At 65.2% G+C, this 23,396-nt stretch carries 23 protein-coding genes and 1 tRNA gene; 8 read left to right on the top strand and 16 right to left on the bottom strand.

Going from position 1 to position 23,396, the window contains the following annotated elements; genetic code table 11:
- Positions 1 to 70: 70 nt before the first annotated feature.
- The 3 genes from SD37_RS04955 to SD37_RS04945 all read right to left on the bottom strand — a co-directional run bounded on the left by SD37_RS04955 (position 71) and on the right by SD37_RS04945 (position 3,424).
- The gene (locus tag SD37_RS04955) at positions 71 to 1,471 is read right to left on the bottom strand and encodes a S1C family serine protease (RefSeq protein ID WP_044851706.1); all 1,401 of its coding nucleotides are present in this window, start codon (positions 1,469 to 1,471) and stop codon (positions 71 to 73) included.
- Between the two features lie 73 nt (positions 1,472 to 1,544).
- The gene (gene galT / locus SD37_RS04950; protein WP_044851705.1) at positions 1,545 to 2,627 is read right to left on the bottom strand and encodes a galactose-1-phosphate uridylyltransferase; all 1,083 of its coding nucleotides are present in this window, start codon (positions 2,625 to 2,627) and stop codon (positions 1,545 to 1,547) included.
- Positions 2,624 to 3,424 carry a DeoR/GlpR family DNA-binding transcription regulator gene (locus tag SD37_RS04945; protein WP_037318807.1) on the bottom strand — a complete coding sequence of 267 codons (801 nt, stop codon included), beginning with the start codon at positions 3,422 to 3,424 and terminating at the stop codon, positions 2,624 to 2,626. Before SD37_RS04945 ends, galT begins: the two co-directional genes overlap by 4 nt.
- Before the next feature lie 82 nt (positions 3,425 to 3,506).
- Between SD37_RS04945 and SD37_RS04940 the strand changes: the two genes are divergently transcribed.
- Entirely contained in the window at positions 3,507 to 3,890 is a 384-nt protein-coding gene (locus tag SD37_RS04940; protein ID WP_044851704.1) for a VOC family protein, read from the top strand.
- On the opposite strand, the gene lspA is transcribed toward SD37_RS04940, so the two are convergent.
- The 6 genes from lspA to SD37_RS04910 form a co-directional block, all read right to left on the bottom strand.
- On the bottom strand, positions 3,868 to 4,386 hold the full coding sequence (gene lspA, locus SD37_RS04935; RefSeq protein ID WP_044851703.1) for a signal peptidase II: 519 nt from the start codon (positions 4,384 to 4,386) through the stop codon (positions 3,868 to 3,870). The genes SD37_RS04940 and lspA overlap by 23 nt on opposite strands.
- On the bottom strand, positions 4,364 to 4,864 hold the full coding sequence (locus SD37_RS04930) for a carboxymuconolactone decarboxylase family protein (protein ID WP_044851702.1): 501 nt from the start codon (positions 4,862 to 4,864) through the stop codon (positions 4,364 to 4,366). Before SD37_RS04930 ends, lspA begins: the two co-directional genes overlap by 23 nt.
- Positions 4,864 to 6,288 (bottom strand): sensor histidine kinase, encoded by a 1,425-nt coding sequence (locus SD37_RS04925; RefSeq protein ID WP_044851701.1) that lies wholly within the window; start codon positions 6,286 to 6,288, stop codon positions 4,864 to 4,866. The genes SD37_RS04930 and SD37_RS04925 overlap by 1 nt, the downstream gene beginning before the upstream one ends.
- Positions 6,285 to 6,977 (bottom strand): response regulator transcription factor, encoded by a 693-nt coding sequence (locus tag SD37_RS04920; protein ID WP_037317602.1) that lies wholly within the window; start codon positions 6,975 to 6,977, stop codon positions 6,285 to 6,287. Before SD37_RS04920 ends, SD37_RS04925 begins: the two co-directional genes overlap by 4 nt.
- Positions 6,978 to 7,062: 85 nt before the next feature.
- On the bottom strand, positions 7,063 to 7,677 hold the full coding sequence (locus tag SD37_RS04915; protein ID WP_037317604.1) for a trimeric intracellular cation channel family protein: 615 nt from the start codon (positions 7,675 to 7,677) through the stop codon (positions 7,063 to 7,065).
- On the bottom strand, positions 7,677 to 8,330 hold the full coding sequence (locus tag SD37_RS04910) for a response regulator (protein ID WP_037317606.1): 654 nt from the start codon (positions 8,328 to 8,330) through the stop codon (positions 7,677 to 7,679). Before SD37_RS04910 ends, SD37_RS04915 begins: the two co-directional genes overlap by 1 nt.
- A 357-nt stretch (positions 8,331 to 8,687) precedes the next feature.
- Between SD37_RS04910 and SD37_RS04905 the strand changes: the two genes are divergently transcribed.
- Positions 8,688 to 8,760 (top strand) — tRNA-Arg (locus SD37_RS04905).
- A gap of 28 nt (positions 8,761 to 8,788) precedes the next feature.
- Here SD37_RS04905 and SD37_RS04900 read toward each other — a convergent pair.
- On the bottom strand, positions 8,789 to 11,353 hold the full coding sequence (locus SD37_RS04900) for a GmrSD restriction endonuclease domain-containing protein (protein WP_044851700.1): 2,565 nt from the start codon (positions 11,351 to 11,353) through the stop codon (positions 8,789 to 8,791).
- Positions 11,354 to 11,670: 317 nt separating this feature from the next.
- Here SD37_RS04900 and SD37_RS04895 point away from each other — a divergent pair, with 317 nt between their 5' ends.
- Genes SD37_RS04895 through SD37_RS43020 form a run of 5 tightly spaced genes read left to right on the top strand, consistent with a single transcriptional unit; the run spans position 11,671 to position 18,187 of the window.
- Positions 11,671 to 12,528: a vWA domain-containing protein gene (locus tag SD37_RS04895; protein ID WP_044851699.1), complete on the top strand. Its 858-nt coding sequence runs from the start codon at positions 11,671 to 11,673 to the stop codon at positions 12,526 to 12,528.
- Complete coding sequence (locus tag SD37_RS04890) at positions 12,525 to 13,250, top strand: protein phosphatase 2C domain-containing protein (protein WP_044851698.1); 726 nt, start codon at positions 12,525 to 12,527, stop codon at positions 13,248 to 13,250. The genes SD37_RS04895 and SD37_RS04890 overlap by 4 nt, the downstream gene beginning before the upstream one ends.
- Positions 13,241 to 14,908, top strand: a complete 1,668-nt coding sequence (locus SD37_RS42470; RefSeq protein WP_145926531.1) for a DNA-binding protein — start codon at positions 13,241 to 13,243, stop codon at positions 14,906 to 14,908. The genes SD37_RS04890 and SD37_RS42470 overlap by 10 nt, the downstream gene beginning before the upstream one ends.
- Before the next feature lies 1 nt (position 14,909).
- Positions 14,910 to 17,948 carry an AAA domain-containing protein gene (locus tag SD37_RS41825; RefSeq protein ID WP_083254878.1) on the top strand — a complete coding sequence of 1,013 codons (3,039 nt, stop codon included), beginning with the start codon at positions 14,910 to 14,912 and terminating at the stop codon, positions 17,946 to 17,948.
- Positions 17,945 to 18,187 (top strand): hypothetical protein, encoded by a 243-nt coding sequence (locus SD37_RS43020; RefSeq protein WP_044851696.1) that lies wholly within the window; start codon positions 17,945 to 17,947, stop codon positions 18,185 to 18,187. The genes SD37_RS41825 and SD37_RS43020 overlap by 4 nt, the downstream gene beginning before the upstream one ends.
- A gap of 83 nt (positions 18,188 to 18,270) precedes the next feature.
- Here SD37_RS43020 and SD37_RS04870 read toward each other — a convergent pair whose 3' ends face one another.
- From SD37_RS04870 to msrA, 6 genes are all read right to left on the bottom strand, one after another.
- Positions 18,271 to 18,717 carry a hypothetical protein gene (locus tag SD37_RS04870; RefSeq protein ID WP_236725270.1) on the bottom strand — a complete coding sequence of 149 codons (447 nt, stop codon included), beginning with the start codon at positions 18,715 to 18,717 and terminating at the stop codon, positions 18,271 to 18,273.
- A 2-nt stretch (positions 18,718 to 18,719) separates the two neighbouring features.
- Entirely contained in the window at positions 18,720 to 19,835 is a 1,116-nt protein-coding gene (locus SD37_RS04865; protein WP_236725269.1) for a wnt family protein, read from the bottom strand.
- A gap of 62 nt (positions 19,836 to 19,897) precedes the next feature.
- Entirely contained in the window at positions 19,898 to 20,194 is a 297-nt protein-coding gene (locus SD37_RS41820; protein ID WP_083254877.1) for a hypothetical protein, read from the bottom strand.
- 68 nt (positions 20,195 to 20,262) lie between these two features.
- The gene (locus SD37_RS42465; RefSeq protein ID WP_145926530.1) at positions 20,263 to 20,985 is read right to left on the bottom strand and encodes a hypothetical protein; all 723 of its coding nucleotides are present in this window, start codon (positions 20,983 to 20,985) and stop codon (positions 20,263 to 20,265) included.
- Positions 20,986 to 21,950: 965 nt separating this feature from the next.
- Complete coding sequence (locus SD37_RS04860; protein ID WP_044851694.1) at positions 21,951 to 22,421, bottom strand: molybdenum cofactor biosysynthesis protein; 471 nt, start codon at positions 22,419 to 22,421, stop codon at positions 21,951 to 21,953.
- On the bottom strand, positions 22,400 to 22,894 hold the full coding sequence (gene msrA, locus SD37_RS04855; RefSeq protein ID WP_037317611.1) for a peptide-methionine (S)-S-oxide reductase MsrA: 495 nt from the start codon (positions 22,892 to 22,894) through the stop codon (positions 22,400 to 22,402). The genes SD37_RS04860 and msrA overlap by 22 nt, the downstream gene beginning before the upstream one ends.
- A 108-nt stretch (positions 22,895 to 23,002) precedes the next feature.
- On the opposite strand from msrA, the gene SD37_RS04850 reads away from it, so the two are divergent.
- Positions 23,003 to 23,329 carry a hypothetical protein gene (locus SD37_RS04850; protein ID WP_044851693.1) on the top strand — a complete coding sequence of 109 codons (327 nt, stop codon included), beginning with the start codon at positions 23,003 to 23,005 and terminating at the stop codon, positions 23,327 to 23,329.
- Positions 23,330 to 23,396 lie beyond the last annotated feature (67 nt).

The following is a 23,396-nucleotide window of genomic DNA, read 5'->3' as shown; positions in this document are numbered from 1 at the left end:
GGCCCGCTGGGGGTTCGAGCCGGGGCTGGTCTCGGCCGCGCACTGCGGCCGAGCGTCTGGGAATTCTCGCTTAGTTCGGCGTGACCGGCTGGCCGCCGAGGGTCACCTCGACCACCTTGTCACCGCCGAGGGTGAACTTGACCTTGTCGTTCGGCGCCCGGGTGCGGATCTCGGCGACGAGCGCGTCGGCGTTCGGGATGATCCGGTCGTCGAGCTTCGTCACGACGTCACCGGATTTGAGGCCCGCCTTCTCCGCGGGGCTGCCCGGCGAGATCTCGCCCAGCTGCGCTCCGCCCGTCGGCGCCGTCTGCACGCGTGCGCCGATGAAGGTCTGCGTCGCCTGGCCGGTGTTGATGATGTCGTCGGCCGTGCGGCGCGCCTGGTCGATCGGGATCGCGAAGCCGATGCCGACGTTGCCGCCGGTCTCGCCCTGGCTTTGCGCGGACTTCGGGCTGTAGATCGCCGAGTTGATGCCGATGACCTGGCCCGCCATGTTCGCGAGCGGGCCACCGGAGTTACCCGGGTTGATCGCCGCGTCGGTCTGCACCGCCGACATCACCGTGGTCTGGTCACCGCCGCCACCGGCGCTCACCGGCCGCTTCAGTGCGCTGACGATGCCCGAGGTGACCGTGCCCGCCAGTTCGAACGGCGAGCCGATGGCGACCACCGGCTGCCCGACCCGCAGGTCGTCGGACCGGCCCAGCTCCACCGGGGTCAGCCCGCTGACGCCGCTGACCTTCACCACCGCGATATCCGTCGTGGGGTCACGGCCGACGATGGTCGCCGCGCCCTTCTTGCCGTCCTGGAACACGGCCTGGATCTGCCCGCCGTTGGCGGCGACCTCGACGACGTGGTTGTTGGTCAGCACGTAGCCGTCGGTGCTGAGCACGAAACCGGAGCCCTCGCCGGCCCCGGATCGCCCGGAGACCTGCAGCTCGACCACGCTCGGCGACAGCTTCTGCGCCACCGACTCGACCGAACCGGCAGGCACGTTGCCCGTCTGCTGGGCGGGCTTCGGCGCGTCGAGCGCGTTCACCGAGCCACCGCCCGCGGCGTCCCCGGTCAGGTAACCGACCGTGCCGCCCGCGACCCCGCCGACGACCAGGGCGATCGCCGCGACACCGGCGAGCAGCTTCCCCGAAGTGGACTTCGAGGTCTGCCGCTGCTGCGGGATCGTGTAGGCCGACGGACCCGGCTGGCCGTGCTGCTGGCCGTAAGGCGCGTGCTGTGCCTGGGTCTGGTGCGTCTGGGGCTGCTGTGCCTGGGCCTGTGGTGACCACGGGTTGTACTGCTCTTGGGGGTAGGCCTGCTGCGCTCCGGTCTGCGGAGTGGCGTGGCCGCCGAGCCCGGTCGCGTCAGGCTGCTGCGGGGCGGGCTGCGCGGCCCAGCTCGCGCTCTGCTCCGCGTCCGGCTGAGCACCGGCGGGCCGTGCCTGCTCGGCGTTCTGGCCGCTGGGGTCGTTCTCGGTCATGTCTCTACCTTGCGGGATGGTCCTGAGAAGTTCCTGAGCCAATGCTGTGCATCGCACATGAAGTATGGCCCCGTCAGCGGGTGGCGCGCAGCCTGTCCGCGATCTGCTCGGGGGTGGCGTCGTTGATCCACACGGCCATCCCGGACTCCGAACCCGCCAGATACTTGAGCTTGTCCTTGGACCGCAGGACCGAGAACACCTCCAGGTACAGCCACCCGAGTTCGCGATCGCGTTTCGCCGGTGCCTGGTTCCAGGCCGCGATGTAGGGCAGCGGACGCTCGTAGAGCCCGTCGCAACGACGCAGGACTTCGAGGTAGACGTCGGCGAACTCGTCACGCTCGGCGTCCGACAGCGCCGGGATGTCGGGCACCTGGCGATGCGGCACGATCTGGACCTGCACCGGCCAGCGCGCGGCGGGCGGCACGAACGCCGTCCAATGCTCGCCCGCGACCACGACGCGCGCGCCGGATTCCCGCTCGGCGGCGAGGACGTCGCCCATCACCGGACGGCCGTGCTCGGCCTCGTACGCGCGGGCGACCTGGAGCATCCGCTCGGTCTTCGGCGTGACGAACGGGTAGCCGTAGATCTGGCCGTGCGGATGGTGCAGCGTCACGCCGATCTCTTCGCCGCGGTTCTCGAACGGGAAGACCTGCTCGACACCGTCCATCGCGGACAGTTCGGCGGTGCGGTCGGCCCAGGCGTCGACGACCGCGCGGACCTGCTTGGCCGTCAGCGCCGCGAAGGAACCGTCGTGATCGCTGGTGAAGCAGACGACCTCGCATCGGCCGACGCCCGGTGCGACGGGCACCAGTCCGGCTCCGTCCACTGTGGACGTGTCACCGATGACGTGGCGGGCGAAGGAGGGGAAGCGGTTCTCGAACACCGCGACGTCGTAATCCGGTTCCGGGATCTCGCTGGGCTTCCCGGGTTTCGTGGGGCACAACGGGCACAGGTCGGCCGGCGGTTTGTAGGTCCGCGTCTGCCGGTGCGCGGCCATCGCCACCCACTCGCCGGTCAGCGGATCGCGCCGGATCTCCGACGCCGCCGCGACCCGCGGCAGGTCACGGGTGTCCTCGGCGGTGCGCTCGGGCGCTCCAGGCGAGTCGAAATAGATGATCTCCCGGCCATCGGCCAGGTGCCTTACCGTGCGCTTCACGCTTCTTCAGCCTCAGCCGTCTCCGCCGTTTCGGCGATCATCAGCTCACCCGCCTGCTCGGTGAGCGTTTCCCTTGCGTTGTCGGACAAACCGTCGTCCGAGACGACGACGTCGGCCTCTTCGAGACCGGCGATGGTGGAGATCCCGACGATGCCCCATTTGGTGTGGTCGGCCAGCACGACCAGCCTGCGGCCGGCTTCGACCAGCGCGCGGTCGGTCTCGGATTCGGTGAGATTCGGCGTGGTGAAACCGGGGCCGTCGGCCATCCCGTGCACGCCGAGGAAGACGACGTCCAGGTGCAGCGAGCGCAGGCTCTGCACGGCCACCGGCCCGACCAGCGCGTCCGACGGGGTGCGGACGCCGCCGGTGAGGACCACCGTGCGATCCGGCTGGTTCGCGCCGCGCAGCACGTCGGCGACCTGGATGGAGTTCGTGACGATCGTCAGGCCGGGGACCTCGTCGAGCGCCCTGGCCAGCGTCCACGTGGTGGTGCCAGCGGAGATGCCGATCGCGGTGCCCGGCCGGACCAGCCCGGCCGCCACGGCGGCGATCGCTTCCTTCTGCGCGCGCTGACGGACGGATTTGGCCTCGAAACCGGGTTCGTCGGTGCTCTTGCCCACGATGGAGGTGGCGCCGCCGTAGACCTTTTCGACCAGGCCGCGACCGGCGAGCACGTCGAGGTCGCGGCGCACCGTCATGTCGGAGACGCCGAGCCTCGCGACGAGGTCGCTGACCCGGACCGCCCCGGTCCGGCGCGCCTCTTCGAGGATCACCGCCTGTCGTTGCCGCGCGAGCAAGAACCCTCCCTGGATCAACTACACAAAATCCTACACGAATAAACATGCCAGGACGAGCCGCGCCTCCTGTCACCATGGGGCCATGGCCAGGCTTCGCGACGTCGTCTTCGACTGCCACCACCCGGCTTCGCTGGCCCGCTTCTGGGCGGCCGCGCTCGACGGCTACGAAGTCGCACCCTATGACGAGGAAGAGCTTGAGCGCCTTCGCTCGCTGGGTTTGTCCGGTCCCGAAGACGATCCTTCGGTGCTGGTCGAAGCATCAACGGGACCGCGTCTGTTCTTCAACCTGGTCCCGGAGGGAAAGATCGCCAAGAACCGCGTGCATCTGGACCTGACCGGCGACGACGTCGAACGGCTCGTCGCACTGGGCGCGAAGGTGCTCGCGCACCCCGAGGACGGGCTCGTCGTTCTCGCCGATCCGGAAGGGAACGAGTTCTGTCTCGTTACTCCGACGCCGTCTGCTTGACGCCGTCGATCGGGATGTTGCGGAAGCTGAGCACGAACAGCGAAACCGCGCCGAAGAAGAGCGCGATGTCGGCGACATTCCCGACGAACCAGCCGTTGTAGTCGATGAAGTCGACGACGTGACCGCGCGCGAAGCCGGGCTCGCGGAAGAGCCGGTCTCCCAGATGCGTCGTCGCGCCACCGAGCAGCAACCCGAGCGAGATCGCCCAGCCCGCCGAGCGGACCTTGCGGGAGATCCACAGCAGCGCGACCACCGCGGCCGCGGCCAGGACCGCGAAGATCCAGGTGGAGCCGGCCCCCAGCGAGAACGCCGCGCCCGGGTTGTAGAGCAGCCGGAACCGGATGAAGTCGCCGATCAACGGGATCGGCGCCCGGTCGGTGAGGGCGTCGACGGCCCACCATTTGGTCAGCTGGTCGGCGGCCAGCAGGACCGCGGCCACCAGCAGTGTCCACAGCAGACGGCGGGGCGGCGGCTCAGGCGCGTTCTCGGTGCTCATCACTCGTCAGGGTACGGGCGGCGCCGAGCGCGTTGAGGGCGGCGGGGAAACCCACGTAGACGGCGAGATGCAGGATCGCCTCGATGGCCTCCCGCAGCTCGCCCGCGTCCCGTGCTTCCCGAAGGACGTCGGACAGCTCCGGCGCCACCCCGCCCTTGGCCGTGTACACCGCGATCAGCCTGAGCCGCCTGGTCGTTTCGTCGCCGGAGTCCAGGTCACCGCCGACATTCGTCACGGCGGTCCGGTGGAACCGAAGCTGCGCTTCCGCGTACCCCAAGGCTTCCAGCGCGGCGACCGTCACCAGCTGCCGCTGTGCCAGCGAAAGCCCCGGACGCTGGTAGACGCCGCCGTAGACGAAGGCGACGGCCTCCTCGCCGAAGTCCGTCGCCTGGACGCTTTCGAACAGCTGCAGCACGGCGGGGTCCTCGACGCCGCCGAGCAGGCGCAGCAGTTCGAGACCCTTGTCGTAATCACCCATCAGGCAGGGGCTCCCGGGAGTCGCATGGTCATCAGCGCGCCGCCCGCGGGCGCGCGTCCGGCGTAGACGTCGCCGCCGTGGCGCTGCGCGGCATGCTGGACGATGGCGAGGCCGAGCCCCGAACCGGGCAGGGTCCGCGCCTCGGAAGAGCGGTAGAAACGGTCGAACACCTTCGGCAGGTCCTCGTCGGCGATCCCCGGCCCGGCGTCCTCGACCTCGAGCACCGCGGTGCCGTCGCCGACCGGGTACAACCGGACCCCGACCGTCGAGCCCTCCGGCGAGAACTTCACCGCGTTGTCCAGCAGGTTCAGCACCGCGCGTTCCAGCGCGCTGGTGTCGCCGGTCAGCACCCACGGCTGGAGCGAGACGTCGAACTCGATCTCGCCCGCACGGCGGCGTGCCCTGTCGAGCGCGCGCTCGACGACATCGACCATCTCGACCCGCTCGTGCTCGATCCGCGGCTCGTCCTGGCGCGCGAGTTCGACGAGATCGCCGATCAGCTGGGTCAGCTCGTCGAGCTGGCCGCGGATGTCGGCCTCGATGTCGCTGCGGTCCTCATCGGACAGCGTGCGCGCCCCCGGCCTGCTCGCGGACAACAGGAGTTCCAGGTTCGTGCGAAGCGACGTCAGCGGCGTCCGGAGTTCGTGACCGGCGTCGGCGACGAGCTGCCGTTGCCGTTCCTGCGATTCGGCGACCGTGCCGAGCATCGTGTTGAAACTCTGGGTGAGCCGGGCGAGTTCGTCGTCGCCGCTGACCGGGATCGGCCGCAGGTCACCCGTGGTGGCGACGCGTTCCGCCGCCGACGTCAGCCTGTCGACCGGCCGCAGGCCCGCTCTCGCGACGGCCGTGCCCGCCGCCGCGGCGACCAGGATCCCGGCGCCGCCGATCAGGAACAGGACGACGGAGAGTTCGTTCAGGGTGCGTTTGGTCGGACCGAGCGACTGGGCGAGCACCATCGCCTGCCCCGCACCCTGCGGGAGCGCGACGACCCGGCTGTCGGTCCTAGGGTCGGTGCGCAGGGAGAACGGTGAGGTCCCCGAAGCGACCGCGATCTCGTCCGGACCGTAGGGCGGGCGGCTCCCGGACTGCGGATAGGTCAGCCGGACCTTCTCCCCGACCGTCAGCTGGCCGATCTGCAGGTCCGCGCTGGCCAGGAAGGCACCCGGCACCTGCTGCAGCTCGGTCTGCACCTGCGGCGAATCGACCGCGGCCTGCGCGCGGGCCAGCAGGTTGTCGTCGACCTGCTGGTAGAGGTTCTCCTTCACGACGAGATACGCGCCGAGTGACACCAACGCCACCGCGCCCGCCACCGAAACGGCCGCGAGCAGCGTCACCCGGCCGCGGAGCGAGAAGCGCCGCGTACCCCAGCGGTCGCCGCGCGGATCCTTTTCGGACCCGTCGGCGACCTCGACCGGGTCTGTCACGGCGGGGTTTCCCTCAGGACGTACCCCACTCCCCTGACCGTGTGGATCAGCCTCGGTTCGCTCCCAGCCTCGGTCTTTCGGCGCAAATAGCCGACGTAGACCTCCAGTGCGTTGCCCGACGTCGGGAAGTCGTATCCCCATACTTCCTCCAGGATCCGGCTACGAGTCAGGACGTGTTTCGGGTAGGAGAGGAACAACTCCAGCAGCGCGAATTCGGTCCTCGTGAGACTGATCTCCCGGCCGGCGCGGCGCACCTCGCGCGTACCCGGGTCCAAGGTGAGATCCGCGAACGACAGGATCTCGGCGTTCTGCCCCGCCTGCGGATCCGGGATCGCCCGGCGCAGAAGAGCGCGAAGGCGAGCGAGGAGCTCTTCGAGCGCGAAGGGCTTCGGAAGGTAGTCGTCGGCACCGGCGTCGAGACCGGACACGCGGTCGGAGACGGTGTCCCGCGCCGTCAGCACGAGGATCGGCAGGTCGTCACCGGTGCTTCGCAGCCGTCGGGCCACCTCCAGGCCGTCGAGCCGCGGCATCATCACGTCGAGGACCATCGCGTCGGGTCTGTTGGCGATGATCGCTTCCAGGGCCTGCGCGCCGTCCCCGGCCAGTTCCACCTGGTACCCGTTGAACTCAAGGGATCGCCTGAGTGATTCACGGACGGCCCTGTCGTCGTCCACTACGAGGATGCGCATGACGACAGTCTTACGCAGCGTGCTGAGACTCGCCTAAGAACACACACAGAACAAACAAAGGAAATCCGGCAGTCCAGAAGACGTTTCAGCCGGTCTCGGGCCCTTTTGCAACAGGTGCGTTCCATCTACGCCACAAAGCGAGCATCCGGACCCCCACCACGGCGGCGGCTGCTACGGCCGTCACGGGCCCCGGCGGCAGTCGCAGAGCGTGACCGATCACGACCAGCACAGCCCCCGCGAGCGCCGCGACCGCGTAGATCTCCTTCCGCAGCACGAGCGGGATTTCCCGCAGCAGGAGATCACGCACCGCACCGCCACCGATACCCGTCGTCATCCCGATCAGGCACGCCGCGTAGGGAGTCGCGCCCGCGTTCAACGCGATGGTGGTCCCCGCCGTCGCGAACACCCCGAGCCCCAGCGCGTCGGCGAGGAGCACGCCACGCCGCAGCTTCGCGATCTGCGGATGGAAGACGAACACGACCAGCGCCGTCCCGCCACAGACCGCGAGGTAAGGCCACGTCCGCAGGGTGGTGGGCGGCGTGATCCCGAGCAGGACGTCACGGATGATCCCGCCGCCGAGCGCGGTGGTCAGCCCGACGACGACCACCCCGAAGACGTCCAACCTGGACCGCACCGCCGCGAGCGCACCCGAAGCCGCGAACGCGATCAAGCCGAGGAACTCGAGCGCGGTGAGGATCATTACTGGTCGAGCAGGCCACCGCGGTAGGCCAGCAGCGCGGCCTGCACCCGGTTCGCCGCGCCGATCTTGGACAGGACGGCCGAGACGTAGCCCTTGACCGTGGCCTCGGACAGATGCAGTCGCCCGCCGATCTCCGCGTTGGACAACCCCTGCCCGATCAGCCCGACGACCTCACGCTCCCGCTCGGACAGCGACGCGAGCAGCTTGCGCGCCGGCTGCGCGGCCCGCTGCTCGTCCCGATGCGACTGGACCATGCGCGCCGCGACCCCCGGATCCAGCACCGCACCCCCGCGCGCCAGGTCCCGGACCGCCCGCAGCAGCGCCGCCGGGTCGATGTCCTTCAGCAGGAAGCCGTTGGCCCCGAGCCTGAGCGCGAGACTGACGTAATCGTCGATGTCGAACGTGGTCAGCATGGCCACGGTCGGCGGGTCCGGCAGCGCGAGAATGGCCCTGAGCGCGCGGATGCCGTCGTCAGGGGACCGCATCTTGATGTCGAGCAGCGCGACGTCAGGGTGGTACCGCCGGGCGACCTCGACCGCCGATCTCCCGTCGCTCGCCTCGCCCACGATCTCGATGTCGGCAGCGCCCGACATCATGGCACGCAGGCCCGAACGGACCAGTTCCTCGTCGTCGGCGAACATGAGCTTGATCAACGAAGCCCTCCGGCAGCCGGGGGAGCGGCGTCTCGCGTCCCGTTAACGAAGATTACCTACTGTTGTTCAGGGTTTCGAAACCAGACACGTACGAGTGACCCTCGCGGGTCATCTGTGTCGATCTAGCGCTCGATTCAGCCCTGGTTTGCTGGTCCCGAGTCTGGCCGCCGGGCCGCGGATCCGCAGGTCGAGTGTCACTAGTCGGCCAGTGTCCCTCTTCGGCCGCATGCTCCTTCTCGGGCTCGTGGGCAACCGCCGTTCGGGTGCTCCGGGCACTTCACCTCGGCGGCCGCATCGTGACCTGACCTCACGCACGGCCGGACCCGGCGACCCGGTAGGCTGTGCCCGGCAGTACATGCCCTCGTAGCTCAGGGGATAGAGCACCGCTCTCCTAAAGCGGGTGTCGCAGGTTCGAATCCTGCCGGGGGCACACCTTGACCAACAGGCCGTTCGTCACATCACCGAGTTGTCAGTGGACCGGCCGGCACCGTTCCTTGGCCGTTCAGTCCGGCCCGCGCCTGCGTGTGGAACCAAACAAGGGTTTCCAGCACCACCTTTTGCGCCGCCGGATCGGCGAGCACGGCAAGCGGGAAGCCAGGCCGCAGTCCGATCTTCGCCGCCGCGATCGACACGCCCGGCGCCTGATTCAGGCGTTGCCGCAGCTCGTCGCGCAGCGCCAGCTGGTCAAACGGCGCACGGATACGCAGATGCTGAAAGACGACCTCGAATTTGCCGCTCGGGTAGAGCGTCGCTGGCCAGATGTTGCCACCCGCCTCAGTCTTCTCTCGAGACAAGAGAAAACAAGAGGTCTCGTTTCGCCCAGTACCGAACTCGGGTCGACCGCCCATCTCGGACCAGCTGTCAAGTAAACGCAACGTTGCGACGGCTACTTCCGCGGAGTGGTGGACTTTCAGTTGTTCGATGAAACGTTGCTTCAGGACACCCTGGTCGGCAGTCGGCTCGAGAGTCGTGGATGGATCGACTGGCTCCAGTTCGACGAGCTGCGCGAGTTCTTCGAGATTGATCCGCTGAGCCTCCGATGCCCGACCGAAGGAATCGAATTCGACCCCCTCCGCGCGCAGCAATTCTCGCGGATCGTCATCGCGGTCCGGCTCGGTCCACTTGAACCCCGGAGACACGTTGCCTCCGGTCTGGAGCACCCGATGGGCGTTGGGAGCTTTCACCGAGGCCAGCCGTGTACCCACCGCAACAGGATGACTGCCGATGATCGCGGCCAAGTCACCGTAAGTGGTCCATGTACCCGCCGGAAGCTCGGCGAGAACCGTATTCATCAGCCCCCACGCGGTACCGGAATCTTCGCCGGCGTCCGCAAGTGGCGCTGGCCAGGCCTTGCTGATCCGCTCGGCGAGCGAGTCGGCACGATTCTGGATCTCGACAGGCCCCCAGCGCTCGTTCTGCGCGATCTCCTGATTCATCGCCAAGCCACTGGTGGCCAGAAGCTTGCGCTTCACTCCGAACGCGCTGTTGCTGAGTTTCGCGTTGTAGCCGGTCAGAGTGAGGTTGCCGAGGGTATGCATCAACGACTTGTGGACATCCTCGTAGTTTTCACCCGGCTTGAGATCCTCGCTCACCATCGCCTGCCAGTCCTCTGTCGAGGTCTGCGGAAGCACATGTTCGATCGTCAGTGTCGTGAGATCGACGGGCTCCTTACTGTCGTACGTCTCTTCGAGCCAGCGCAAGATCAAAGATCGTTGGTTCGGACGTCCGTTGAGATAGTACGGAAGTGTGCGCAAGCTCCGGCGAACCTCGTCATCGCTCGCATAATGCTTGCGCCCGGCCGAAAGATACTTGTGCACAGCCTGATCGACAGGTAGGTCTCCAGGCATCTCCGTCACGATGGACAGGAGAATACGGTTCAGATTCGCTGTCGCCCGCCCGATCAAGAGCCGCCGGACGAAGAAGCTCTCCACGTACAACATCGCGGAGGCGATCTCTTCGGAACTTGCCGTTCCAGCCTCACGACGATCAAGCAGATGCAGGAGCAACGGCGAGACCGTGGTACTACCCCACTCCCGTAGCCGGATCAACCTGGACCGTACGGACACGTCCGGCTCGAGCGACGGGTCAAGTATCAAACGAAGCAGCGCGCCCAACCGGCTGAAGCGGGCTACTTCCTCCTCGATTTCCGCTTCGCTATGGAATCGATCAAGCCTTGCCTGTTGCCCCGCATAGATCTCGGTTTGCTTGATGCGCGCGTCCCGCTGAACTAGGTCCAGCCAGAACAACAACTCCAAATTCTCTCGCGACAGTTGATCCTGCAATGGCAACCACAACGAGTGGTAAACCTGCTCCCCACGCGTCGGCATACGCATGAACAGGTAGTTCCGGAGGAGATCCCCCTGAGTCAGCCGCAGGCCCGTGTTGTTCAACGACTCGAAGATACGATGTGCGTTATCACCATGATGAGTTGTGACGGAGACCAGAGCGAGGCCGGATATCACCGCATTCTCGATGCGCTCGATGTCCAACTCGTCATCTGGATCGTCGACTCGCACAAGTTGCGCCGCGAAGTACCGGTAAGCCGCACCGACGGGGTCCGCTCCACCTGCCTGCGGCGTCGAGTCGATGCACGCGCGGTAGGCCGCCGCATCTGCCTGCGTCGGAACGATTTTGAGACGGTGAGGCTCCGGGCTGTAAGTGTTGATCAAATACCGATCGTTGATACGGTCACGATGGCGAGAATTTTTCTCAGTAGCAGCGCGGTGATCGCGAACCGCACACAACAGCAGAGTGAGCGTGGTCAGCCGTTGCTGGCCGTCGACGACGAGAAAGTCTTGTACTCCTGTCGGGCCGTTTCCAGGACTTGGCGCGAGCACGACCGAGCCGATGAAATGTGTGGCGTTCGGGTGGCCGACCCGGTCCTCGGCCAACTGAACGACGTCTTCCCAGAGGCGGGCCAACTGCTTTCTATCCCACGAGTAGGTTCGCTGATATAGCGGCACTCGGTACTGCTTGGTTCCCTCAAGCAGCTCCTGCAACGTTGTTTCCCGTGCGGCGACCATTTCGGACCCTCCCCTGGTTTTGCTGTGTTTCGACTCTAGTGGACATCCCGGGTGGCCGATAACCTTGCCGTCCACTTGCTTTGCCTGGGCGGCGAGCGCGGCGACGACCAGCCCACGCGCACTCCACCGGTCAGATCCCCTGTAACGCAACATCGATGCGATGCGAGGCAGCGAATCCACGAGCGGTTGCCGACGGCCGAGAAGCAGGCGCACTGACAGGCGAGTCACCCAACGTACAAACTACTGTCGAGTAGCAGGGTCACAAGATCGTCATCAAGCGCTATCATTGTCGGCTGATGAGACCGGGGAGGGTCCTTTTGTACACAGCAGAGATCAACCGACGACGGCCCGCGTGCCTGCTTTTGCTCATCGACCAGTCCTTTTCCATGTCAGAGCCATGGGGGACAGAAGGCCATTCCAAGGCCGAGGCCTTGATGGCCAGCGTCAACCGGTTGCTCGGTAACGCGGTCATCCAGTGCAGCAAGGGCAGCAACAAGATCCTCGACTACTTCGAGGTCGGCGTGATCGGGTATGGCGCCGACGTCCAGTTCGCCCTACACGGCACAAGCATCGACCGGCCGTTGCTGCCGATCAGCGAAGTCGCCGCCGGTCCACTGCGCGTCGACGAGGTCCTCCAAAAGGAATCGGACGGAGCCGGCGGCATAATTCAGGTTTCAAGGTCGTTTCCGGTTTGGGTCGACCCGGTCACCAACGGCCCCACACCCATGGTCGAAGCCCTGCGCATCGCGGAAGGGGTTCTATCGGCATGGTGCGCTGAGCATCTGACCAGCTTCCCGCCGATCGTGATCAACCTGACCGATGGCGTCAGCACGGACGGTGACCCTCGTGTAGCGGCGGACAAGATTCGTGCTGTCCGAACCGACGACGGTCCCGCACTCATGTTCAACGTGCATCTCTCGAGCGCTGTGGTCAACGAGATCGTATTGCCGAATGCCGCGGACACTCTTCCAGACGACTACGCCGCGATGCTGTTCTCGATGTCGAGCGAGTTACCCGTGCAGATGGCGGAAGCAGCCGCCGGACTCGGCTACAAGGTGCAGCCAGGCACACGAGGATTCCTCTACAACGCGAAAGCGACATCGGTGATCGAGTTCCTCGACATCGGCACACGGCCCATCAACCCCGGTGGCTTCCCGGAGCTGCCTCCGGCATGACCCGACCTCCGGCATACCGAGCCGTTCGTCCATTGCGCGTCGCAGTACGTACGACGGCCAAGCAGGACAGAGGGCCGTGCGAGAACGAGGACAGCGCAGCCGCGGATATCAACGCAGGCCGCTTTGCCTTGTCCGATGGCGCTTCGGCCGCTGCTCGTGCCGAAGTTTGGAGCCAACTTCTCACCGAGGCCTTCGTCAGTGGTGGAGACCCCCTCAAGAGCAGCACGTTGTCCGCGCTGCGGCGAAGTTGGCGAGAACGCGTATGCGCACCAGATCTGGCGTGGTATGCGAGGGAAAAGCTGGCCCAGGGTTCAGCGGCCACTTTTCTAGGCGTACGAGTCGAAACGAGCGGCTACACCATAACGGCAGTCGGTGACTCCTGTTTGTTTCACGTCTCCGAGCGTGAGCTGGTGCTCGTCGCGCCGCTCACAGACTCGCGGGAGTTCACCCGCTTCCCCGATCTCGTGCACACCTCTCCGGACACCCCCGTACCGCTAGAGCACGTCTGGTCGGGAGGCGGACCGCTTCGCGACGGCGACGTCTTGCTGCTCGCGACGGACGCCGTAGCGAAGTACCTGCTACGACAGCATCGCGAAACAGGAGAGCTCCCCGCCATCCTCGATCATCTCGCGGACGAGGAGCAGTTCATCGAGTTCATCACACGTGCTCGGGAACACGGTTTGGAGAACGACGACTCGACAGTGTGTGCGGTGTGGACGTGAAGCTGCCACAGCTCATCGATTACCAACAGGCCGTGCAAGCAAGGACGTTCGCTGACCCGTTGCTGAACGGCGGCCAGCCTGTACTCACACCACTGAAGCAAGCCTCGGTGGCAAGTGGAGGGTTCGCCTTGACCTTCGAGGTCCGGGCTGGAGGCAGGCGGTTCGCCGTTCGCTGCTTCCATAAACAGAGCAAGCGCTTACGCGAGCGGTACACCGCAGTGGCCGAGTTCGTACAACGGCATCGAGGTGGCCTTGACTTCCTGACCGACGTCGCCTACGTGCCAGAGGGCATAAGGGTGAACGGTGGTGTCTTTCCGATCGTCCGAATGCCGTGGGTCAACGGAGAGCGGCTGGACAGTTGGATAGAGGACCACCTACACGAACCCCACCGCCTCGATCGGGTCAGCAAACAGCTGGTCATAGCGGCCACGCGGCTCCGCGCCGCAGGCGCAGCCCATGGCGACCTTCAACACGGCAACATACTTGTCGACAGTTCGGACCGTGTCCAGCTGGTCGACTACGACGGAATGTACCTCCCAGCCTTGGCTGATTTCGGCGCGGCAGAGTACGGACATCGCAACTACCAGCACCCCGATCGTGGCCACAGCTACGACAATCGACTGGATATGTTCGCAACTGCCGTGATCGACCTGTCGATGGGCGCTTTGAGGTACAACCCCTCGCTGTGGGAGGAATACAACACGGGGGAAAACCTCCTTCTCGAAGCCGAAGACTTCGCCGACCCCGCCAGGTCGGAGGTTTTCGGCAGACTCCTCGAGATCGAACCTTTGGCCGACCAAACCCGGCGGCTCATGGACGCATGCAAGGCCGGCTTTTCCGCGGTTCCAACCATCCTCGCTGGCGAGCACGCCACCGGACCGAGCAGCCGAACCGGGCCTCGCCGATCACTTGGCCCTCGCGCGCTCGACGCGCACGACCGCGACGCACTCTTGGCTTGCGTCGGCGACCATGTCACGATCGTCGGCCAGGTGACCGATACTCGTATCGCCCATACCCAGCGGACCACGACGACGTTCATCAATTTCGGCAACTGGCGCCATGGCGCCTCCCGGATCGTCGCTTGGGGAAAGATCAACAGGGAGATCGAGGCGAAGTTCGGGAAACAGGCAGAGGCTTTGCGCGGATCATGGGTCATGCTGAGCGGGATGGTCATGCAGTTCCACTCCAACGGGAGCGATGCTCCCTGCCCGCAGATCGAGCTGAAGCGCTTCCAGACACTCCGCGTAATCAGCGAAGCTCAAGCCAAGGCGTATTTGTCACCACCGCCGGAGCCAGAGGCCGCCCCGACCACACTGCCGCCCCCTGCGGTGCAGACCGAGTCCGGTCCCGAGCCTGCTCAGCAGGACGCTCCTCCCGCTTCAGGTGTTTATCGGTGGAAGGCTCCACCCAAACCGAGTACTACCGAAGAGGACCTCACCCGTCGCCTCGATCAGCTCTACTCGTCTCCGAGCTTCATTCGCCCGACGGCTCCTGCCTCCCCACCGCAGCCGGCACGACCACAGCCTCCTGCTCCACAGCCTCATCCGCCACCGGCTCCACCTGTCTACTTGCCGCCGCAGCCACAGTCGGCTCAGCCTGCGGCGAAGGCGGCCCGAGCCGGTTGGCGGCAACGCCTACGTGCATGGTGGCGGTGGTGACATGGCGACACGGAACTACCCGATCGACGACCTGGTCACGGCGATCCGGTACGAGGTCGCTGCCATACTTTCCGGAAGCGGCTCAGATGCCGAAAAGACCACACTCCGTGACGGAAGCCTGCTGGCCAGTACCGATGCGGGCTACGACTACGTCTTCTCGGCCCCGAAATGGCAGCCCGCGCCTCGCAACCGGTACCTCCTGCGGCCATCGCGGTCGCGGAAACAGTGGTCCCGAGCGACCGCCTCGCTCATGCCCGATGGAAAGATCAGACTGACCTCCACGACCGATTGGGGCCAGAACCCGGGCAGCATGCAACTCCGCGCCGACGACACGGCGACACTCGAGCTGCTTGCCGACCGCATCGCGACCATTGGTGACGATCCCAAGTCGTTCAATACAACGACGGCGTCGTGGATTTTCGGAGAGGGCTCCCCGAGAATCGGACGTTGCACCGAGATCGCTCGGCTTGTACAGGGCTACGAAAAACTTGGACTGAACAGCAGACAACGGCTGGCGATCGACCATGCCCTGGGGAGCGACATCACGTTCATCTGGGGACCACCTGGCACCGGGAAAACGGACGTCCTCAGCCGCATCATCGAAGGCTCTTACAGGCAGGGTCTGCGAGTGCTTTTCTTGGCGCCTACCCATGTCGCGGTCGACCAGGCTTTGGAGCGCGTCTGCGAGCTGTTCGAACACGAGGACCAGTTCATGTCCGGCCTGGTCCAACGCAACGGCGAGATCGCCGTCCCATCACTGGAGCGACGGTACGGTCCGGCGATCAGATCCAGTGACATCGCGGCCCGGTTGACGACAGAGCTGACCGCACGCATCGACGAGACCACCGCGCGTCTCAAGAACGTTCGCGCCGGCATCGAGCTGCATCGGCAAATCCAGACCGCCACGGTCGAGCGTCACGAGTTGGAGGAGCGCGCACGGCAACTCGCACTCACTGTCTCCGAACACGATCTCAGCTCACGACGAGAGGAACAGGCGGCATCCGACTGCACGGCGCGGGCAGATCGCCTGGAGGGTCAGGCCGGTATGTTCGCGGGGCGACGTGAAGAGAAGATCCGCTCCTTACGACTGAAGGCAAGCCGACACTTGACAACGGCCGAAGAGGTCCGTCTGTTGCGTCGAGCCGGTGATCAAGACCTTCTAGCCTGTAATGCGGCTCTGGACCTTGTGGTTCAGCAGCTGCAAGACCAGCTGCCCCGGCTATCCCGTATTCAGCCGCTGGCGCGCCTCAGGACGATGGAACGCGACCTGACTGATGCACTGACCTGCTTCGAGAAGGAACGAATGGACATCGCGGCGGCGGTACGGGACCACTGCCGGGTCATGGGCGCGACCGTCTCTAAAGCTGTGCAGTCAACTGCGCTGATGCCCGCGATCGACCTCGTGATCATCGATGAGGCCGGGATGGTCGACCTGCCTTCAGCCTGGTATGCGGCCGGGCTGGCGGCGAAGCGGGTCGTACTTGCCGGAGACTTCCGACAGCTTCCTCCGATAACGCATGGCTCGACCAGCAGAACTGCCACACCGGCCGAACGCGACCACTCGAAACGGTGGATGGACCAGGACGTATTCACCGCAGCGGGGCTCGTCGACGCCTCCGGAACGGCGAAACCTGACTCTCGAATGATCTGTCTCGACTCGCAGTACCGGATGCGTCCGGAAATCTGCGCGGTGGTGAACGCGGTTGCATACCCGGACAGCCCGCTCCGCACACTTCGGAACGATGTGAGCCGGTTGCCGGATTCGCCTTTGCTCACGGGGGCGGTCGTACTCGTCGACACTTCCGCCCGACGAGTCCCGAACACCCGCGGCAACTACGGCGCACACAAGACCAACCCGGTGCACGAAGCCGTGATCCACGAGTACATCCGCGGACTTCAGTACGACACTGTACTGCCAGGCCGAAAGGCCGACACCGCCGCAGATGGTGACCGCGTCACCGATCGTCTCGCCGTAATCGCGCCTTACAAAGACCAGGTGCGGTCCCTGAAAGCGAGTCTCCGATACCGTTTCGGTGAACCATACGAGGGACTGGTGGACACAGTTCACAGGTTCCAGGGAAGCCAGCGACCCGTCGTGGTCATCGATACGGTCGCCGGCGCCGGCGACGAGCTCGGCATGTTCTACGCGGAAACCGGGTTGTCGTCGACAACCTGCCGCCTGCTGAACGTCGCGTTGAGTCGTGCGCAGGACCACCTCGTCGTCGTTGCGGATGTGGATTTCCTCGGTGAGCGCCTCCAACCCGGGAGCGAAGCCGCACACATGCTCGACCATCTGGTGCGCCATGCCGACCGCATCTCGGTCGACGACCTGGTTCCCGTACGTGAAGCCGCTGATCTGTCCGGCCTGTCCAAAGAGGAACTTGCTCGCCCTGCCTTCTTCCCCGCGGATGAAGTACCTCGCGCCATCGAATGGGATATCGACCACGCCGTACGCAGCCTGGAGATCTACTCTCCTTTCCTTGATCGGCGAGCGGTAAAACGATGGCTGGGCCGACTCGCCCCGCGGTTGGCGAACGGGATTCAGGTCACTGTGTTTACGCGACCGCCCGAGGAAGAGACGGTTGCGGTCCAACTCGCAGAAGACTTGCGAGCGGCCGGTTGCGAGGTGTCGTACCGCGAACGTATGCACGAAAAGGTCGTGATCGTGGACGGGATCGTGCTGTGGCATGGCTCGCTCAATCTTCTGGCGAATACCGGGCCGACAGACCTCATGATGCGCATCACCGACGTGAGTGCCTGTGAGCGGGTGCGGCGGATCATGACCACCGCGCGCAGGGAACGACCGCTGGCGGCACGCCGGTTCCGGAGTGGCCCTAGTCCGCAAGTCGGAACCGCGCAGAAAGTCAGTCCTGGCGATGTGATCGAGGGGCGACTGTATCTGCAAGTACCGTACGAGGAGCGGCACGAGGCCAAGCGGACGGTCAAGGCGCAGTGGGACGCAAAACTCAAGCTTTGGCATGTCGATGAGAATGTCGCTCTTACGCAAGTCGCCCGCTGGTTGCCGACGACGAAGTCATGATCTTCAAAGGTTTCCGCATCACCTTCTTCGAAGGACATGCTGTTTTGCTCAACCATCGCTCGGGCGTATCGGATGGGCCAAATCCGAAGGCTCAGGTCCATCGCCTGCCGGCGAAGGGAAGCGCCAGCGAACGGATGCGCGAAATACAGGAGCGCAAGAGCCTCTTGTTCGCCGAATTCGCACGCAAGAGCGAAGCCAAGGAAATCGCCGAGCAACACCGCCTCAGCATCAATTCCTAGATCACGAGTGTCACCGACACCGGACGGCCTGATGCCGCACCCGGCGCGGGCTCAATTCCGGTCTCGTCGTAGCGTCAGCTCGCTCAGCCACCTGCGGGACGGCCGTCCGGGTCCGTCATCGTTATGGCCCCACCTCGCGCTTGCAGCACCACATCGGCCCGGTACTTGCCCTCACCGAGGGCGGCGAGAGTTCCGAGGCTGACCATCCGCGTAGTGGTGCCGTCACGGTCGAACACCAGCAGATTGCCGTCCTGGATGTAGTCCCCACTGTGCGTACCGTCGCCCTCGACCGTGACGGGCCTACCGAGTTCGCGTTCGATCCGCGCGCCTGAAGCGGGGCCGGTGAGGACCTGCACTGACGTCCAATCGCCGGGTGCCAGTTCCTTGAGCGGTCGCGAGCCGCCTATTCTGGCGAGATCGCCGATCGTCTTCTCGAGACCTTCGTCGAATTCCACTGTCACTCCTGGGGTACTCGTACCGCAGCCCGCCACGAGGGCGAGAAGGGCGAGCAGAGTCACGATCAAGCGCATGGTCAGTATTGGTCCGGAGTCGCCGACGGATCGCCGGGGTCATGGTCGTCATTGCGCCCCGGATTGTCCGTTGGCCAGGGCTTGTTCTTGGTTTCGCGGGTCTCGCCTGGAGGCGATTCATTGGACGATACCAGTGTGTCGTTCTTGTCGATGACCACCATTTTGCCGTCCTTGACCGCCTGTTCGACCAGGTTCGCCAACTCCTCCGGACTGGCGTCCGGGTGGGCCCGGGCGATCGAGCGGCCGACTTCGTTGTTGTGCAGGTCCATGGCCACGGGGACATGGTGGCTGCTCGGGTTCCGTTCGTGCGCCGTGGCGAAGTCGCGGGCCCATTCCTCTCCGTACCGCTGCGTCATCATCGCGTTCCAGTAGGCGTGGCGGAACGCGTCGGCGTGCCCGTCGGTCAGGCCTTTGCCCTCGAACTTGCCCTCGGCGACATGCAAGGCGTCCTGCCGAATGTCGGCGAACTCCTTGAGCCCGAGCAATCCTTTGCGCATCTGCAGATCGTCGAGCAGTTTGGCCTCGGCTTGAGTGATCTTCTCCTTCGTGAAACCCGCCCGCTCCGCGAGCCAACCCGTCAGACCACTCGGCCACACAGTGGTGCCGTCCGTCCTGACCTGGTACTTCCCAAGGAGCTCGCGGTGCCGTTGTTCGTCGACGATGCGGTCTTCGCCGGCCGCGGCGGCCGCCGCCAACGTCGTCGCGCCATCGTCACCGATCTCGCCTGCCAGGATGCGCTTGAGCACGGAGTTCAGTTCAGTGTCGATCTGGTCGGCGCGGGCCAGGATGGCTTCCACCTCGACTTGCAAGAGCACACTGGAGAGAAAGCCGGTGGCTTCCTCGGTCTCGACGACCTTGCTGTCGTCGATCCGGAAGCCGTTCTTGGCGGCGAAGTCCTCTGTCGTCTCGACGCTGCGTACCAAATCGCGCACCGCCTGCTCCGTGTCATCGATGATCTTCACGGCGGCGGACAATCGCGCCGCGAGGTCCTCGAGTTCCTGACATCGGACGCGAAGATTCTCGGCCGCCGCGTCCGCTGCTTCCCCGGCCCACCCGGCGGGCTTGGCACCCTCGATCTCGTCCTGCAAGCCGAGCACCTGGCGGTTCTGCGCGGCCAAGTGGTCACCGATCTGTCCTATCCCTTCAGCCTTCCACCGGCTGACATCGGCCCACGTGACCATCATCGACCACCTACCCCGTCGAATCCCTGCTCACCTGCGTCATCCCGAACCCGGTACGCAGTCGCGGCAGTGGTCAGCGACGCCGCATAGGAATCCACAGCCTTCGCCCAGACGCCGATTGAGTTCTCCCAATGCGGACCAAGCTCGGTAGCGGTCTTCGCGGACTCCGTACCGGTCAATGCACCGGAAAGTGCTGTCACCCTCTCCAGATCCAGTTCACGAACGATTACTGCGGCACGCTTTGCCTGATCAGCCGCGTCGCGCAGGGTTTTCGGATCAGCTTCGAACCCGGTCATCCACCCCTCCCCCTCGACTTGAGGCTACTTGTCCTGTTTGGGAGGTTCAAGCATTGCGCGGATTCGATTCAGTCGGCAGCTACCGAAGTTTCCGCAGACGGCAAAGCAGGCAGTAGGCCAGGAACCGCATCAGGTTGCCTGCCATGAAAACCGGCATGCTGGAGCCAGCCATGCGGCAGCCAGCCACCCGTAACCAGTTGTGGATGCTGCCGATGCTGATCGAGCGCCCAACTCACGAACACCAGCTCCGCGTAGTCCGACTGCAGAAGCCGCGAAATGGGACCGTTGGTGCTCTCCCCGGTGAAATGCAAAGTCGCGGGGGCCACGATGCTCGCTGCGGTGATAGCACTCCAGTGCCACCTGAGTACCTGCGGCGTATACATGTAGAAGCCGTAGCTGCTGACATAGAGGGAACCTCGGACTATAGGCACCCATCGAGGTACGGCAGCCGCCTGCGCAGCTGTGCGTGCCCGAGACTTGGCGACGGCTCCACCGATCAGCGAGCCGGCGACCAAACCCAGCCCTACCGCTCCAGTGCCGAAGACCATCGGCGTATTGACTTGCCAACTTCCGTCCCCCAGTGGTCGAAAGTCGGACAGAATGAATTGCCCTACCGCCCACAGCCGTTCGTCATCGGCGTTGACCGCCGGAAAGGGCGCGAGCACTTCCGGCGTCTGACTGAGATCGTGCCCGCCCGCCAGCATGGCCGCGAGATAGCACGTGTAGCGCAGCACCTCGTCGCGCTGGGTCCACGGCGGAGGCCCGCTTGTTTTCGTTTTCTTCTTCCCCATTCCGAACCCCCTCCGGCGATCCCGGTGATCAACGTACGCCGCAGGATAGCAACAGCCCACGAACCCGGATCAGGGAATACTGGTGCACCACGCACGTGTCGAAACCCTATAAAACAGGAAGCTGGACGACATAAATCCGCACCATATGTGGGCCTGTGCCACGCTTTTCGAATTTCAGGCTTCGTGAAAATCGCCGAGGCGATGAGCTTCGGCCGAAGGTTCCATGACGGCCGGCCAGTGCGGCTAGGTGACACAGACCAGTGTCATGCCCTCATCAGCCACGTAGATCACCTAGTCGGCACGAGCCTTCGTCGGCCCTGGAGGACCTTCGACGGTGAAGGTGCCGGAAGTGCTGACGAGCGCCTCGTCGCAGGTCCTCTTCCAGAGGTTCTTCCCACCTTCCCGTAGCGTCCGAAGCTGACTGACATGGCCGCCGTGCTTCCCACCGCAGGATCCGGTCCGGTAGAGCGGGCGGACACGACTCGCAACCGGCAGAAGATCGTCCGCGCGACGGCCAGGCTTGTGACAACCAAAGGGATCGACGGGCTCGCGCGGCGAAGGCCGACGCCGGGGTCGGGACTGTGTATCGGCGGTTTCCGACAAAGGTGCATTGGCGCAGGCGTTGCTCGTCGAGTACGAATGCGAGTTTCAGGAGGCGTTCATCAGCGGATCGCCTCCGTTGGGACCAGGCGCGCCGCCAGAAGAACGACTCAAAGCCTTCATGGATGCGTACGTCGACAGACTCAAGTCACACGGGCACTGTTGATGGCCGCGGAGACGGAGAGGCCGATGGCGCGGTTCGTCACCGACGCATGCCGGCTACACCACAGTCACCTGGTCATATCGATCAGTGAAATCGAGCCAGCCATCGATGCGCACTTCCAGGCAGACGCGTTTCTCGCACCGCTAGCGGCCCAGTACGGCTACCAGCGACGAAGCATGACGCCGGACCAGATCAAGCGGGTCTACGAGATCTCCACTGGCCCGACACGTAGAACCCCGTCATCCAGCGGCACGCACCGCTTCCCACCTCTACCCCGCAAAGAGCGGAAGGTGCCAGGCTCGTAGACGACGTCCATCCAAGCGCAAGGATTAGCGAGCCGGTGCACCTCGAACCGCACCGGACCATCGCCAGAATCCAACGTGACCACAGACCCCCGCGGCAAAGCATCCACATCGAACCCCGAAAGCACGATGTTCCGCCGAGCAAGCAGCGGGTCACCAGGCACGGAAGCCGAGAACAACGTCACCGCGGCCTCGCGATGGGCGGAGTGGCCGAAGTACCGGTCCCCCACCAGCCCCAGCCCCGCGCGCACCTCGACGTGGTCGCGCGAGACCGGAGCAGGATCGGGCCGAGGGCCGTCGGAGGGACGGCCCTCGTAAGCGTGCACGGAAGAGACGTGCAGCGCGACGATCAGCGCTCGCCCAGTTGCCATTCCGGCCGCACGTAGTGGCAGGTGTAGCCGTTCGGGATGCGCTCCAGGTAGTCCTGGTGTTCGGGCTCGGCTTCCCAGAAGTCGCCGGCCTGGGTCACCTCGGTGACGACCTTGCCCGGCCACTTGCCGGAGGCGTCGACGTCGGCGATCGTCTGTTCGGCGATCTGCTTCTGCGTGTCGTCGGTGTAGAAGATCGCCGACCGGTAGCTGGTGCCGATGTCGTTGCCCTGGCGGTTGCGGGTCGTCGGGTCGTGGATCTGGAAGAAGAATTCCAGGATCTGCCGGTACGACAGCTGCGCCGGGTCGAAGACGATCTCGATGCCTTCGGCGTGCGAGCCGTGGTTGCGGTAGGTCGCGTTCGGTACGTCGCCGCCGGTGTAGCCGACCCTGGTGGAGACGACTCCGGGGTGCCGGCGGAACAGGTCCTGCATACCCCAGAAGCAGCCGCCCGCGAGAACAGCCTTTTCCGTCACGATTGATCTCCTCTGGTCGTTGACAACCAGTACAACGTGTCCGGGCGCCCCTGTCATCCCCGCCCAAGTGTGACGGAACGCTTACGTTCACCGTGCGTCTCACGCTAGGTGAAAGCCCTGATCGCGGTCCTCGCCCTCCTGCTGGCCGGCTGCGCGACCCCAGAGCCGGCTCCGTCACCCGAGGACGCCTTCCGATTCGGCGGGATCTCGATGCCCGCGAGCGGGAAAGTCCTGGAGACGAAGTACGACCGGGGCATCGACTCGAGGTACCAGGTCGTCCTGACCCTTCCGGCGGAGGACGTGCCCAAGCTGCTCGAAGCGTCGAACTTCGCGCCCGGGGTCATGGCGGACGACCGGCTCGTCAACGGGCGCCGCGTGGTCCGGAAGGTCACCGTCGAGGGGACCACCGTGCACCTTGAGCTGTTCACGACCTGAGTACACAGCGTGAAAAAGATGGGCCGTTCGGACTCGCCTGGGTGACCCCCTAACGTGTAGCTCCACG

Source organism: Amycolatopsis orientalis, assembly GCF_000943515.2.
Taxonomy (GTDB): domain Bacteria; phylum Actinomycetota; class Actinomycetes; order Mycobacteriales; family Pseudonocardiaceae; genus Amycolatopsis; species Amycolatopsis orientalis.
This window is presented reverse-complemented; position numbering and strand designations above follow the sequence as displayed.

Coding starts and splice junctions, on each gene's coding strand:
- SD37_RS04860 (WP_044851694.1), bottom strand. CDS start 22,421: ATGGCAACTGGGCGAGCGCTGATCGTCGCGCTGCACGTCTCTTCCGTG.
- SD37_RS04920 (WP_037317602.1), bottom strand. CDS start 6,977: ATGCGCATCCTCGTAGTGGACGACGACAGGGCCGTCCGTGAATCACTC.
- SD37_RS04915 (WP_037317604.1), bottom strand. CDS start 7,677: ATGATCCTCACCGCGCTCGAGTTCCTCGGCTTGATCGCGTTCGCGGCT.
- SD37_RS41820 (WP_083254877.1), bottom strand. CDS start 20,194: ATGACCGGGTTCGAAGCTGATCCGAAAACCCTGCGCGACGCGGCTGAT.
- SD37_RS04900 (WP_044851700.1), bottom strand. CDS start 11,353: ATGGTCGCCGCACGGGAAACAACGTTGCAGGAGCTGCTTGAGGGAACC.
- SD37_RS04930 (WP_044851702.1), bottom strand. CDS start 4,864: ATGGGTGATTACGACAAGGGTCTCGAACTGCTGCGCCTGCTCGGCGGC.
- SD37_RS43020 (WP_044851696.1), top strand. CDS start 17,945: ATGATCTTCAAAGGTTTCCGCATCACCTTCTTCGAAGGACATGCTGTT.
- SD37_RS04955 (WP_044851706.1), bottom strand. CDS start 1,471: ATGACCGAGAACGACCCCAGCGGCCAGAACGCCGAGCAGGCACGGCCC.
- SD37_RS41825 (WP_083254878.1), top strand. CDS start 14,910: ATGGCGACACGGAACTACCCGATCGACGACCTGGTCACGGCGATCCGG.
- SD37_RS04940 (WP_044851704.1), top strand. CDS start 3,507: ATGGCCAGGCTTCGCGACGTCGTCTTCGACTGCCACCACCCGGCTTCG.
- lspA (WP_044851703.1), bottom strand. CDS start 4,386: ATGAGCACCGAGAACGCGCCTGAGCCGCCGCCCCGCCGTCTGCTGTGG.
- SD37_RS04870 (WP_236725270.1), bottom strand. CDS start 18,717: ATGCGCTTGATCGTGACTCTGCTCGCCCTTCTCGCCCTCGTGGCGGGC.
- SD37_RS42465 (WP_145926530.1), bottom strand. CDS start 20,985: ATGGGGAAGAAGAAAACGAAAACAAGCGGGCCTCCGCCGTGGACCCAG.
- SD37_RS04890 (WP_044851698.1), top strand. CDS start 12,525: ATGACCCGACCTCCGGCATACCGAGCCGTTCGTCCATTGCGCGTCGCA.